Origin of the sequence: Nonomuraea sp. CA-218870, from assembly GCF_050936535.1 — a bacterium.
GTDB lineage: Bacteria > Actinomycetota > Actinomycetes > Streptosporangiales > Streptosporangiaceae > Nonomuraea > Nonomuraea corallina.
Genome location: NZ_JBNJMN010000002.1, coordinates 457,243 through 470,197 on the forward strand (window position 1 = coordinate 457,243; position 12,955 = coordinate 470,197).

A 12,955-nucleotide genomic window follows, 5' to 3' on the forward strand; every position below is an offset into this window, starting at 1 on the left:
AAGTGATCGTGAAAACCCTGATGCTCCACCTGATCGAGATGACGCCGAGCCCCGCACCGACCGGCGTCAACACCGAAGGACTCGCCGACTTCCTGCGCGCGTTCTTCGCCCCGCTGTTCCTCGTCGTCGTGTCCGTGGTCGCGCTGTTCTTCCTCTTCACCCGCGAGATCACGCGATTCGTCCAGTTCCTCATCCTGGCCGTGGCCATCGGAGTGATCTTCTACGTACCCAACATCATCGAGGTGACGGCCAAGGCGATCGCGGGTGCCCTCGGCATCCAGTAAGGGTTGAGACCACTCCCCGGTGGTCATGTACGAGCGGGTGGAGAGGAGGACCGCGTGGACCTGCCCACGTATACGAACATCTGGCGCATCGAGAAGCGGCTCTACAAGCTGTACGACCTACGACTGCCCATGCCGCTCCCGATCGTCTGGATCGGCGTGTTCGTCGGCGTCCTCGTCCCGTGGTCGCTCCTGCTCTGGCTCGTCGGCGTCCCGGTGGCGATGCCCTGGCACGTGCTCTTCCTGGTGCCGCCCGGCATCGTGACGTGGCTGTCCACCCGGCCCGTCATCGAAGGCAAGCGGCTCACCGAGCTGCTGGAGTCCCAGCTGCGTTACCTCGGAGAGCCGAAGGCGTGGTACCGCCTGGCGTCCCTGTCGGAGCCTGAGACCGTGACGTTCTCGGCCCGCGTCTGGCGCGCCTACCCGGTCCGGGTGAAGGCCGCGCGCACGTCCCGCCAGGCCACGCGCAAGACCTCACGCAAGCGCGCGACGGCGACGGGCCCGCGCCAGGTCCGGCCCGCGGTGGCCGCCGCCGCAGCAGCCGCCGCCCAGGCCCCCGTGGCGCCCACCCAGCTCAAGGTCACGGCGGCGGAGTCCGCGACCCGGCTCCCCGTCGCCGCGGCGGAGCCGGCCCGCAGCGGCTGGGGATCCCGCACCCGTCCCGGCTCGCCTCCCGCCCTCCCGCCCCACGACGTGCCCGAGCAGACTTCCGCCGGGGAACCCGCTCCCGGCCGTTCGCCGCGCCAGCCGGTACGGGAGCTGCGCCTGGTCCGCGACACCCGCGCCACGGAGCCCGGCGGCGCCGAGCGCTCCCAGCCGGCGGCCACGGGTGCCGCCCAGGCCCCCGGCACCGTACGCGACGACCGGCCCGCCCCGGCTGGAGAAGACCAGGCGGTCGCGCCCGCCCGGGACTCCCACGTGGCGCACGCCCGTGACGATCAGAAGCCCGGCTCGGCCCGGTCCGGCGGGGCGGCCGCGTCGGCGCGGGACGGCGGGACGGCCGGCTCGGTACGGAGCCGCCAGGTGGGGCGGCTGGACGGCGGGGCGGCCGGTTCAGCTCAGGACGTCGGGCGGACTGGTTCAGGTCGGGATGTCGGGCCGGCCGGTTCCGTGCGGGACGGTCAGGCGGCTCGGCGTGATCCCTCCGACGCCGAGGGCACGGGCTCGGCCGTCCGGCGTACGGGCTCGGATGCCCCGCTCGCTGGTCCGGCGGCCCGGCGTTCCGCCTCGGAAGGCTCCCGTACGGAAGAAGCCCCTCGCGACGGCGACGCCGCCTCGCGCGAGGAGACCGGGGTGCGCAGGCCGCGTCAGGGCGGTGGCGGCAAGCCGATCGACACCGAGGCGCTGCGGCGCCTCCGCAAGCTGGCCGCCAGCGCCGACGGCCCTCCGGCCGGCGCGGCGGACGAGGGGTCCGGGTCCGAGCACGGCCAGGAGGACGCGGCCGCCAGGAGCCAGCACCGCAAGGGCCAGCCGCCCAAGCTCAACCCGGCTCTGCTCGCCGAGGCGCAGCGCAGCTGGGCGCCGCTGAGCCCCGATTCCCGGCCGGTCACGCTGTCCCGCCCGTTGCGCGATCGCGGACCCGAGCAGACGTTCCCCCTCCGACGTGACGAGACCTCCAAGCCCGCCCGCCCGGAGGATGGCGCCGGAGCGGAGCCGCCGGAGCAGGCCGCCGCGCGTGAGGTGCCCGGCGCCCGGTCCGGAGAGACCGCCGCGCCGGAGGCCCACCGCGCCGCTACGGCGGATACGGAGAACTCCCCTCAGCCTCACGAGGACGCACCCGAGCAGCGCACCAACGCTCCGAGCGCCTCCACGCCCGCGAACCAGGCCGTACCTGCCGTACCGGCGTCGCCCGAGCCTCCGAAACACGACAACAGCACCCCGGACACCCCGTCCGACCCGGCGGATCATGGCGACCACGGTGTAACGGCGTCGTCCGAGTCGGTGGACCGGGATGACGGCGCTGTGACGGCGTCGCCTGAGCCGGTGGACCGGGATGAACGCGCTGTGACGGCGGCCTCCGAGCCTGCGGACCGGGACCACCACGCTGTGACGGCGGCGTCCGAGCCTGTGGAGCGGGACCGTCAGACTGCGGCGGCGGCCGGGCTTCAGGAGCGGGACGATCGCGCTGCGGCGCCGTCGGCTGAGGCTGGTGCCGGCGGATCCGTGAGCGGGGACGAGGCGTCCGGGGAAGGCGTGGCCCCCGCGAAGGGGCGGCCCGCGCGTCGCCGGGCCCTTCGGGCGGTGACCGACCCAGAGCCCGCCGAGCGTGAAGGGCCCGAGGCGCCGGCCGCGCACGTCCAGGAGGCCCGGTCGAGCCGGAGCGGCCCGGCCCCCGAAGGGCGACCCGAGGCCGGTCGGGACTCCGCTGTGCGATCGAAGGCCGGCCGGGAACCCGAAGGGCGGTCGGAGGCCGGCCGGGAACCCGAAGGGCGACCTGAGGTCGGCCGGGAACCCGAAGGGCGACCTGAGGTCGGCCGGGAACCCGAAGGGCGGTCCGAGGCCGGCCGGGAGCGGTCGCAGGCCGGTCGGGGCCCGAGGTCCGGGCGCGACCGGGAAGCACCCGCCGATGATCTGCGGGCCGAGGCTGAGAGGCGGCGGGGTCCGCGGGTGGCCGACGAGCGGGTCTCGCGCTCGACGGCTGCGCCGAGCGGATCCCGGAACGTGCGGGACGACACGGCCGCCCTGCGCGACGGTGCGGACCCCGGGTCGGGGGACTCGCGGAAGGACGCGGCCGTCAGGCCCGGGAGCCCGCGGCGCGGCGAGGCGCCGGGGGTCGAGGGGTGGCATGGGCGGGGGGAGGCGCGTTCCGCGGATGTGTCGCGGGCGGCCGAGGATCTGCCGGGTGAGGGTTACGGGACGCGCGGGGAGGAGCAAGGAAACGAGGGCAGGATCGTGCCGGGGCCTCGGGCGGGGGAGGCGCAGGTCCGGCGCGTGGAGTCCGTCGTGGGGCGCGACTCCGGCGGCTGGCGGCGGGTCGCCAGGGTCGTCGTCGGCGGGAACGGGGTGCGCGGCGACGGGTCCGAGATCGACGAGGCGCGGGCCAGGAGCGTGTTCAGCGGGAGCCGCCGCATCGTGGTGCTGGGCTGCACCGGTGGAGCGGGCCAGAGCACGACGGCGCTGATGCTGGGCCACACGCTGGCCCACTACCGCGACGACCGCGTGGTGGCCCTGGACGCGGGCAGCGGCGAGAGCACGCTGAGCAGCAGGATCGAGCCCGAGACTCCGGAGACGCTGACGTCGCTGCTGGCGGGCCTCCACCAGATCGGCGGCTATCTGCGGATGCGCGGCTACACCACGCGGACCTCGTCCGGCCTGGAGGTGGTGGGCGCGGACGGTGACGCGGAGGCCGAGCAGCGGCTGGCCGACCGCAACCTCTTCTCGGACGAGCGGCTGGGCGACGCGCTGGCGCTGCTGGACCGCCACTACAAGCTGACCGTGATCGACCCGGCGGCGGCGCTGGCCGCCCGGATGCTCCCGTACGCGGACCAGCTGGTGCTCGTGGTGCCCGCCAGCGAGGAGGCGCCGGAGGCGGTCGGGATGACGTACGAGTGGCTCGACGGTCATGGCTGCGCCGACCTGAGGCGGCGCGCGGTCATGGTGGTCAACGGGGTGAGCAGGCGTTCGATGCCGGACGTCGAGCAGGCGGAGGCGGTGGCCAGCGGCAGGTGCCGGGCCATCGTCAGGGTGCCCTGGGAGGACGACCTGGCCCCCGGCGGGGTGGAGGTCGTGGATCCCGGGCGGTTGCGCACGGCCGGCAGGCGGGCCTATCTGGCGCTCGCGGGGGTCGTGGTCGCAGGCTTCGCGGCGCAGAGGATCCGACCGAGCGAAGAGGAGTTGGCTGGTGACCCCCCAGGCACGAGAATCGGTGAGCGTTAAGTGAACATCCGAGCAGGTCTGACCCGCTCATGCGCTGAGGGGGCGGCATGAGCAGGGCGTCCCGTGCGCGCCAGCGCCTGGCCGTCCGGTTCTTCGACGACCGCATCCTGCTCACGGACACCTGCGCGTGGGCGTACTTCCGGCTTCCGACGGTCAGTTACGAGTTCGTCACGCCGGAGGAGCGCGAGGCGCTGGCCACCAACATCACGATCGCGCTGGCCGCGATCAGGATGCCCGACGCCGAGGTGCACCTGCGGGTGGCGCACCGGGCCTATCCGGCGGCGGAGTGGGCGATGGCGCTCAACGGCACGTCCGACGAGGGGCCGGGCTGGCGCGACTACCTGGAGGAGATGTACCGCCACGTCTGGGCCAAGGACTTCTGGACCAAGGAGGTCTATCTCGGGGTCAGGCTCGGGGCCCGGGGCAAGCAGCTCGGCGCGGGCGCGCTGGCCCAGTTGCTCGGGTTCTACCAGCGTACGGAGAAGGCGCTGGGGCTGGAGGACGACCACGTCAAGGACGGCGAGATCACGCGCTGGACCGAGCAGGCCGAGCGGCTCGGCCGGGCGCTGGCGTCGAGCGCGCTCTACGCCAGGCACGCCACCTCCACGGAGGTGGCGTGGTTGTTCCAGCACGCGGCGGCGGGCGGGCTGGCCGACGGGCCGCCGTCGGCCAGCCCGAAGCGGCGCTGGGGCAAGGGCGAGATCGAGGCGCTGGTCGAGGGGGAGGTCCACAACGGCCGGTCGCTGCTGCGCATCGTGCAGCCGCAGGGTGACTCGTACGTGGCTCATCTGTCGTTCGCCCGGTTCCCCGACCTCATGCCGTTCCCTGACGGGGAGCCGTGGCTGCACTTCGCCGACCAGTTGCCGTTCCCGGTGGAGATCTCGTCCCGGATGCGGCTGATCCCGCCGGTTAAGGCGTCCCGCGACGTGGCGCGCAAGCTGGCGCACGCCCGTGACATGGACATCCACATCCGCGAGGCCGGCGCGGAGGCGCCGCTGGCGCTGGCGGAGCAGATCGACGCGGCCCGGATGCTGGAGCACGGCATCACCAAGGAGCGGCTGCCGTTCGTGTACGGGTGGCACCGGCTGATCGTGTCGGCCCCGACCGAGGACATCTGCGTGCAGCGGGTGGAGGCGGTCGTGGAGCACTACCGCGACATGGGCATCGACGTGGTGAACTCGACGGGCGACCAGTTCTCGCTGTTCTGCGAGTCGCTGCCGGGTGAGCGGGTCAAGATCAACGCCTATGCCCAGCGGCAGCCGCTGCGGACCATCGCGGGCGGCATGGCGACCGCGACGGTGGATCTCGGCGACCGGCTGGAGCACGGCGGCGAGGGCTGGCTGGGCCCGTACATCGGCGAGACCGTCGGCCGGGCCCGCAGCATCGTCCACTTCGACCCGCTGCTGGCCGCCAGCCGCAACCGGCCCACGGCGATCGCGATCACCGGCGAGCCTGGTGGCGGCAAGACCACGCTCGCGCTGCTGATGATCTACCAGATGGCGCTGCGCGGCGTCACGGTGGCGGTGATCGACCCGAAGGGCGACGCCGAGTCGCTGGTGCGGCTGCTGGAGAAGCGGGGGCGCAGGGCGCGCGTCATCCCGCTCGGGTCGGCGGCGCCGGGCCTGCTGGACCCGTTCTCGTTCGGCGACGACATCGCGGCCAAGAAGACCATGGCCACCGAGACGCTCCGGCTGCTCCTGCCCCGCATGTCGGAGGAGCGCGAGTCGGCCATGATCCAGGCGGTGGCGGCGGTGTCCAACCAGCCGGACCCGTCGCTCGGCAAGGTCGTCGCCTATCTGGAGCGGGCCGAGGACGCCGCGTCGAGGAACCTCGGCGCGGTGCTGCGTTCGATGTCCGAGATGCACCTGGCCAGGCTCTGCTTCGACCCGTCGGGCGGCGACCAGATCGACACCGAGGGGTGGACGACCGTGTTCACGCTCGGCGGGCTGACCCTGCCGGACGTGACCACGGGCAGGGACGACTACTCCTACGAGCAGCGGCTGTCGGTGGCGCTGCTCTATCTGGTGTCCCAGTTCGCGCGGCGGCTGATGAACGGGCTGGACCGGCGCGCGCCCAAGGCCATCTTCCTGGACGAGGCGTGGGCGATCACCTCCACGCCGGAGGGCGCCAAGCTGGTGCCCGAGGTCAGCCGGATGGGCCGCTCCCGCAACACGGCGCTGGTGCTCGTCTCCCAGAACGCCGGCGACCTGCTCAACGAGCAGGTGACGAACTGCCTGTCGTCCGTGTTCGCCTTCCGGTCGACCGAACGGGTGGAGGTCGACCACGTGATGGCACTGCTCGGGGTGGAGCCGCTGGAGGAGCACAAGGCGGTGCTCCGGTCGCTGGGCAACGGGGAGTGCGTGTTCCGCGATCTGGACGGCAGGGCCGGCCGCATCGGGGTGGACCTCATCTCGGAGGAACTGCTCCGTTGGCTCGACACGAACCCGACGCACGACAAACCCGACTCCAACGGGCATGATGATCTTCAGGAGGGCGTGGGCAGGGCGCAGGAGGTGCGGTCATGAAGATCCGGCTACCCAAGCGATGGGCGCTCGCCGTGGTGACGGTGCTGCTCGGCTTCGTCGTGGTGCCCGTCGTGGTCGGCGCCACGTCGCCGGCCGCCGCCGCGCCCTGCGACCTGTCGGGTGAGCTCGCCCCCGAGGTGATCGGCAGCGGCGTCGACGGCATGATCCAGCCGCCGGCCCGCGAGGGCGGCCCGCCGGCGGCCCCCACCAACTACGGCCAGTTCGGCATGGCCGGCCAGTTCTGGCACACGCACGAGCTGGGCTGTTCGGACATCGCCGCGGTGCTCGGCAACTCCTGGGCCAACACGATCTTCCTCTGGGCCAAGGCCATCGACCGAATGACGATCACCACGTACCAGGCGGCGGCCACCGAAGGACCGCTCCAGGCGATCAAGGACGTGGTCGACGACATCGTCACGAACCTCTCGCAGGCGATGTACTGGCCCTACCTCCAGCCGGTCGTCATCCTCGGCGCGATCTGGCTCGCCTGGTACGGGCTGATCCGTAAGCGGGCCACCACCACCGCCGAAGGCGTGATCTGGATGGTGCTCGCGGTCACGGTCGCCACCTGGTTCCTCAGCCGGCCGCAGGACTTCACCGGGCTGGGCAAGGTCGTCACGGACAAGACCGGCGAAGTGGTCAACTCCGCCTTCTCCGGGCTGCCCGGCGCGGGCGGCACGTCCTGCCTGCCGCCGCCCGGCCAGACCAACCCCGAGGTACGGGCCGGCGGCTACGGGCAGAACGGCACCCCCGGCGTCGACCAGAACGCCGACGCGCTCTGGTCCACACTGGTCTGCAAGCCGTGGCTGATGGGCATGTTCGGCACCGCCGACCCCAACCAGCCGATCGTCCGCGACTTCGGCCGGGTCATGCTGGAGACCCAGTCGATCCCGGTCGCGACCGTCGAGAACCCCGCCCCCGACGTGGGCGCCCACCAGGCCAAGTACGCCGAGGTCGCCGACAAGCTCAGGAACGACTCGCGCTACTTCATCTTCTCCGGCCGGGACTGGACCAGCCGGCTCGGCGTGGCCATCGGGGCGCTCATCGCCGCCATGGTGGCGGGGGTGCTCATCTTCCTGGTGGCGGTGTCGCTGCTGGTGCTGAAGGTCGGCTTCCTGCTGCTGCTGATACTCGGGCCGGTGTTCCTGCTCATCGGCGTGCATCCGGGCAGCGGGCGGATCATCGCCATGCGCTGGGTGGAGATGCTCATCGGCACGCTGCTGCGGCAGGCCGTGCTGGCGCTCGTGCTCGGGGTGCTCGTGTACGGGTACGCGCTCATCATCTCGACGGCGATGCCGTGGGGGCTGCAGATCCTGTTCATGGCGTTGCTGACGATCGCGGTGTTCTTCTACCGCAGACCGTTCCAGCACCTGTTCTCCTCGATCAACGGCCACACCCTGGCCACCCGGATGCTCGGCGAGGCGGCCAGCTCGCGGACGCTGGAACGTTCGGCGAACGTGCTGCCGCCGGTGGCGTCGGCGCGGATCGGACGCTGGGGCGTGCGCAAGGCCGAGCCGCTCATCACGGCCGCGGCGTCCGGCGGAGTGGCGGGCGCGGCCGCGTCCGGGGTCGCCCAGGGCCGGGCCAGGGGCGAGGAGGGCGAGGGCGCTTCTGGCGTGCGCGTGCCCGCGCCGCTGGACAAGGAGCAGCAGGGCGCCAGGGGCGTCGGCAGGCGGGTGCCCGAGGCGCGCAAGGGCGACGCGCCACCGCTCAACCTGGGCGGGGCCAACGGCCGGGGCGGTCCCGCCGGGCGCGGCCCCGTACGGTCGGGTGGCGGCGCGGGCGGCCCGCGGACGGCCGGCGGCCCGCGTGGGTCGGCGGCGGGCGGTCCCCGGGTGTCCGGCGGTGCTGGGGCGGGCGGTCCGCGGGTGTCCGGTGGTGCGGGCGGGTCTTCCGGGGGCGGGATCAGCGGAGCTCTGGGCTCCGGCGGTTCCGGCGGCTCGGGCGGTTCCCGTGGTTCCGGTGGCTCGGGCGGTTCCGGTGGCTGGTTCGGCGGGCGGCCCAGCGGTGGCTGGGCGCCGCGCGGCGGCGCCACCTCCCCGGGCGGCACGCGCTCGCGCTTCGGCGGGTCGGGCGGGTCCGGGTCCGGCGGCGGTTCCGGGTCGGGGCGGTCGCGGTCCGGTGGGTCGTTGTTCGGCGGGTCCGGCGGGTCCCGGTCCGGGGGTTCGGGTTCGGGCGGCTCGGGCGGTTCCGGCCGGTCGCGGTCCGGCGGGTCAGGCGGGTCCGGTGGCGGGTCGCTGTTCGGCGGCGGGTCGCGTTCCGGGCGTTCCCGGTGGAGCGACAGCGGCCCCGACCGGTCCTCCTCCGGCGGCATCTTCGGCCGCAACCCCGACGGCCGGGTCTTCGGCGGCTCCGGGGGCGGGTTCTTCGACCGCTCCGACTCCGACCGGCGCGGCTCCGAGCCGCCGCCGCTCTGGGGCAGCAGCTCGCGCAGGAACGAGCCCGAGGTGCCCTTCTGGCTCAACCCCAGCAACCCCGACAAGGACTAGGCCGTGGCGCAGCCGGGTGACAGGCGAGGGCTGGTCTTCGCCGCCATCGTGGTGGTGCTCGCCGCCGTCGGCCTCTACCTGACCATGTGGCCGGACTCCGGCGAACCCACGGCCGAGCGGCAGCGGACCGCACCCCGTACCACCACCTCGCCCGTCGTCCCGGCCACGCCGCTGGCGACCGCCAGCGACGCGCCGTTCGACGTCTACTCCTACCTGCCCATGTCGAAGGAGCAACTGGCCGCCGCCGCCGACCTGGCCGAGCGGTTCACGGCCGAGTACGCCACGTTCCGCCACGACGAGGATCCGGCCGCGTACGCGGCCCGGGTGCGCCGCTACACCACGGCCGACCTGGGCACCGTGCTCACCCGCACCCTCACCTCGCCCGGCACCGTGGAGCAGAACCGCACCGACCAGGTGGTGTCCACGGCGGCGGCGAAACTCCGGGAAATCAGGCAGATCGAGAAGGCGTCCATCGTGTTCGTGATCACCGGAACCCAGCAGATCAGCACCACGGGCGGCACCCGCCGGCTGTCGGAGGACTACGCGGTCACGGTCAGCCAGCTCGGCTCCGACTGGCGCGTGTTCGACCTCCAGCCGGCGAGCGACGGCCAGGAGGGGGACACCCAGGGGTGAACCGGTCCCGAGCCGTCGTCGCGGCCGTCGTCGCCGGGGCGCTCCTGCTGATACTGGCCGTCATCTCGCCGATGCTGATGACCTCGATCCCCTCGTTCATCGGCTCCGGCGGCGAACTGCCCGACTGCACCGAAGACGGCACCCGCGCCCAGCGGGCGTCCGACTCGGCCGGCGCCGACATCCCGGGCGAGTATCTGGAGCTGTACCGGGAGCACGGGGAGAAGGTCGGCGTCCAGTGGACGATCCTGGCCGCCGTGGGCAAGCGCGAGACCGACCACGGCCGGTCCGACCTGCCCGGCGTGAAGAGCGGCACCAACTACGCCGGCGCGGCCGGGCCGATGCAGTTCCTGATCAGCACCTGGGGAGGCAAGGCCAGGATCCCGATGTCGTCGCAGTTCAACGGGTATGCCTCCGACGGAGACGGTGACGGCGTCGGCGACGTCTACAACCCCGCCGACGCGATCCTCGGCGCGGCCAAGATGCTCAAGCGCAACGGGGCGCCGGAGGACGTGCGGCGGGCGCTGTTCGTCTACAACCGCGCCTGGTGGTACGTCGACCAGGTCGAGGAGATCGCCCGCAAGTACGCCGAGTCCGGCGAGGTCGAGCTGCCGCCGGAGGCGGACGACGCGTGCGACGAGCCGCTGGTCGAGGCCGCGCCCAGCACCGTGGTGGCCGAGATCCTGAGCTACGCGCTGGACCAGCGCGGCAAGCCGTACCTCTGGGGCGGCACCGGCCCGGACGCGTTCGACTGCTCGGGCATCATCTACGCCGCGTACCGGCACGCGGGGCTGTCGATCCCGCGCACCACGTTCGGCCAGTGGCCGTTCGGGGTGAAGATCGAGCAGGGTGCGGAGCAGCCGGGCGACCTGGTGTTCTTCGACTCGGGGCCGGGGACGGCGCCGGACCGGCCGGGGCACGTCGGGCTGGTCGTGTCGAAGGGCAAGATGGTGGAGGCCCGCTGCCGCCTGTGCGGGCCGATCAAGGTGACCAGCTACGAGGGGCGCGACAAGATCGTGGGATTCACCCGGCCGTTGCAGAACCCCGCCGTCCTGGACCAGCTCGCCAAGGCGGGGGTTCCCGCCCTATGACGGTGCTCGTGGTGGCCGCGGTGATCATCGGTCCGGGTAAGCGGGTGCTGGCCGCGCAGCGGGCCGAGCCGCCCGCGCTGAGGGGCGGCTGGGAGTTCCCCGGCGGGAAGGTCGATCCCGGTGAGAGCGAGATCGAGGCCCTGGTGCGCGAGTGCAGGGAGGAGCTCGGCGTCGAGATCGAGGTCGGCGCGCGGGTGGGCGGTGACTGGCCGCTGAGCACCGATGGGTACGTGATGCGCGCCTGGCTGGCCGGCCTGCTGTCGGGAACCCCGCAGGCCCGCGAGCATCTCGCGTTGCGATGGCTCGCGCCGGGGGAGTACTACGACGTGGCGTGGCTGAAGGCGGACCTGCCCCTTATGGAAGCGGTCGAGAAACTGCTCGTACAGGATTGAGCCATCGCTCACAGTGACATAACGATTACTGGGTGTTATTTGTCGCATCGGGGGAGGCGGCACGATGAACCGTGCCTGGGTGGTGGCCGGGGTCCTGGCCCTGGTGGCGGCGCCGGCCGTGCCGGTGGCCGCGGCGGGCGTGGCCATGGTGCTGGAACGGGTGGACGATCCTGCCGGGATGCTCAGGTGGATGAGGACGGGCGACGTGCTCCGGTACGAGGTGCGGCTGAGCGGCATGGCCGGGGACGCCCGGCTGGCGGTGGCGGCCACGCCGGTGCACTCGTTGACTGAGCTGTCCTGTGCCCCGGATTTTTCGGCGCGTTCGTCCGACACGCCCGACCTGGGGGGCGCCGAGATCACCGCCCGGGCGCTGGCGTCCCGGGCGCTGGAGGCTCCGGAAGGGGTGTCCGTGCCGGGGTCGGGGACGTGCCGGCTGGGGGACGTCTCGTCGGAGCGGTCCGTGCGGGTGGTGCTGTCCGTTCCGCCGGGCGCCGAGGAGGTGCGGGTGGCGGCGGTCGCCCGGCTCCGCGAGGCGGACGGCGGCCTGACGACCATCACCCGCAGCGCCGCCACCCCGGTCATCGCCGACCCCGACGCCGTCCGGACGCGCGGCCCCGCCGTCCCCGGCTCCTCGGAACCCGGCTCCTCGGAACCCGGCTCCTCGGAACCCGGCTCCTCGGAACCCGACTCCTCGGAACCCGACTCCTCGGAACCCGGCTCCTCGGAACCCGGCTCCTCGGGACCGGGCTCCTCGGGCCCCGAGTACGAGGGCCGGCGCGACGACGCCTGGGACGCCGGCTCCGCAGCGGAGGCGTCTCCTGATCGGGCCGAGGCACGCGCTCAGGAGAGGGCGGAACGCGCCCCCGGCCATGCCGATCAGCCCCGGGACCGGTCCGCCGCGACGGGATGGGATGAGCGGGGGAGCGGCCGGTCCGAGCCCGGCGGAACCGGCGGCGGGGAGCAGGGGAGCGGCCGGGGCGACCGCGGCGGGCAGCGTGAGTCCGGGGGAGCCGGTGGGGACGAGCCGGAGGGGTCCGGCTGGGACGAGTTCGCCGGGTCAGCCCAGCGCGAATCCGCCGGGTCGGCCGAGCGCGAATCCGCTGGGTCTGCCGGGCGTGAGTTCGCCGGGTCGGCCGGGCGTGATCCCGGTGAGTCCGGCAGGCGCGAGTCCGATGGGTTCGGGAAGCGCGGTTCCGGGTGGTCCGGATGGGGTGAAGGTGACAAGAGCGGACGGCGTGGAGATGAAGGGGGTGGCCGGCGTGGGGCTGATGGCAGCACTCATGGCAGGGCTCAGGGGAAGGGCGACGCGGGGGCGCGGGACACGTGGGAGGAGCGGGCGCTGGAGTATCTACCGGATGAGCCCGTCCGCGAGGGGATGGGCCAGGCGCACCGGTTCGGGGAGGTGAGGCTGCCCGAGGTCGTGCCGCCGCCCCAGGTCGCGCAGGGCGCGCCGCTGCCGAGGGAGGTCGAGGGCGCACAGGTGAGAGTGCGGGCCGAGAAGAGGGCCGATCCGCTGTCCGGAGTCGCTGGCCTGCCGTACGCGGCCGCGGCGATCGGGGTGTTGTGCGCGGCGCTCTGGGGGGTCGCGTACGCGCAGACCCGGCGGGCGCGGAGAAAGGTATTGTAGATCCGTCTTTACTGTTTCTTTGACCCGACTAGTATTCCCTTGAC

At 73.3% G+C, this 12,955-nt stretch carries 8 protein-coding genes; all 8 read left to right on the forward strand.

The annotated features are described in order from the left end of the window. The first annotated feature begins 20 nt into the window (after window positions 1-20). The 8 genes from ACQEUU_RS30835 (at window position 21) to ACQEUU_RS30870 (ending at window position 12,911) form a co-directional block, all read left to right on the forward strand. Window positions 21-284 carry a hypothetical protein gene (locus ACQEUU_RS30835; RefSeq protein WP_433074425.1) on the forward strand — a complete coding sequence of 88 codons (264 nt, stop codon included), beginning with the start codon at window positions 21-23 and terminating at the stop codon, window positions 282-284. Between the two features lie 54 nt (window positions 285-338). After that, window positions 339-4,157, forward strand: coding sequence for a TcpE family conjugal transfer membrane protein (locus ACQEUU_RS30840; RefSeq protein ID WP_433072607.1), 3,819 nt, complete (start codon window positions 339-341; stop codon window positions 4,155-4,157). 47 nt (window positions 4,158-4,204) lie between these two features. Further along, window positions 4,205-6,682, forward strand: a complete 2,478-nt coding sequence (locus tag ACQEUU_RS30845; RefSeq protein ID WP_433072608.1) for an ATP-binding protein — start codon at window positions 4,205-4,207, stop codon at window positions 6,680-6,682. Continuing rightward, complete coding sequence (locus ACQEUU_RS30850; protein ID WP_433072609.1) at window positions 6,679-9,171, forward strand: type IV secretion system protein; 2,493 nt, start codon at window positions 6,679-6,681, stop codon at window positions 9,169-9,171. The genes ACQEUU_RS30845 and ACQEUU_RS30850 overlap by 4 nt, the downstream gene beginning before the upstream one ends. A gap of 3 nt (window positions 9,172-9,174) precedes the next feature. Beyond that, window positions 9,175-9,804, forward strand: coding sequence for a hypothetical protein (locus tag ACQEUU_RS30855; RefSeq protein WP_433072610.1), 630 nt, complete (start codon window positions 9,175-9,177; stop codon window positions 9,802-9,804). Then, window positions 9,801-10,892, forward strand: a complete 1,092-nt coding sequence (locus tag ACQEUU_RS30860; RefSeq protein WP_433072611.1) for an NlpC/P60 family protein — start codon at window positions 9,801-9,803, stop codon at window positions 10,890-10,892. Before ACQEUU_RS30855 ends, ACQEUU_RS30860 begins: the two co-directional genes overlap by 4 nt. After that, a complete protein-coding gene (locus tag ACQEUU_RS30865; protein ID WP_433072612.1) occupies window positions 10,889-11,284 on the forward strand; it encodes a (deoxy)nucleoside triphosphate pyrophosphohydrolase in 396 nt (131 codons plus the stop codon). Before ACQEUU_RS30860 ends, ACQEUU_RS30865 begins: the two co-directional genes overlap by 4 nt. 64 nt (window positions 11,285-11,348) lie before the next feature. Next, complete coding sequence (locus ACQEUU_RS30870; RefSeq protein WP_433072613.1) at window positions 11,349-12,911, forward strand: hypothetical protein; 1,563 nt, start codon at window positions 11,349-11,351, stop codon at window positions 12,909-12,911. Window positions 12,912-12,955: the final 44 nt, after the last annotated feature.

Coding starts and splice junctions, on each gene's coding strand:
- ACQEUU_RS30835 (WP_433074425.1), top strand. CDS start 21: ATGCTCCACCTGATCGAGATGACGCCGAGCCCCGCACCGACCGGCGTC.
- ACQEUU_RS30845 (WP_433072608.1), top strand. CDS start 4,205: ATGAGCAGGGCGTCCCGTGCGCGCCAGCGCCTGGCCGTCCGGTTCTTC.
- ACQEUU_RS30850 (WP_433072609.1), top strand. CDS start 6,679: ATGAAGATCCGGCTACCCAAGCGATGGGCGCTCGCCGTGGTGACGGTG.
- ACQEUU_RS30865 (WP_433072612.1), top strand. CDS start 10,889: ATGACGGTGCTCGTGGTGGCCGCGGTGATCATCGGTCCGGGTAAGCGG.
- ACQEUU_RS30870 (WP_433072613.1), top strand. CDS start 11,349: ATGAACCGTGCCTGGGTGGTGGCCGGGGTCCTGGCCCTGGTGGCGGCG.